This window comes from Exiguobacterium sp. s46, from assembly GCF_018618875.1.
GTDB classification, from domain to species: domain Bacteria; phylum Bacillota; class Bacilli; order Exiguobacteriales; family Exiguobacteriaceae; genus Exiguobacterium_A; species Exiguobacterium_A abrahamii.
Map to the genome: position 1 here is coordinate 1 of NZ_JACSMY010000016.1, position 361 is coordinate 361.

At 49.9% G+C, this 361-nt stretch carries 2 tRNA genes; both read left to right on the forward strand.

Annotated features, from left to right (window positions below):
- Nucleotides 1-92 precede the first annotated feature (92 nt).
- Nucleotides 93-166: transfer RNA gene (locus KNQ08_RS16800), tRNA-Arg, on the forward strand.
- Nucleotides 167-171: 5 nt separating this feature from the next.
- Nucleotides 172-248, forward strand: a tRNA-Pro gene (locus KNQ08_RS16805).
- The last annotated feature ends 113 nt before the right edge of the window (nt 249-361 follow it).

Genomic DNA, 361 nt, shown 5'->3' on the forward strand with positions numbered 1-361 from the left:
CGGTCGTGGCGGAATCGGTAGACGCGCTAGGTTGAGGGCCTAGTGGTGGCAACATCGTGGAGGTTCAAGTCCTCTCGACCGCACCATATGATGCACCCTTAGCTCAGCTGGATAGAGTACTTGACTACGAATCAAGGGGTCGGGAGTTCGAATCTCTCAGGGTGCACTTTTCGGGAAGTAGCTCAGCTTGGTAGAGCACTTGGTTTGGGACCAAGGGGTCGCAGGTTCGAATCCTGTCTTCCCGACCATTATTTTCATACGAAATACATTGGACTTTGAAAACTGAACGATGAGGCAAAAATCGTATTCTACGGAATACAAAAACGAATGAAGCGCAAGCTTCGTCAATCGTGACTTCGGT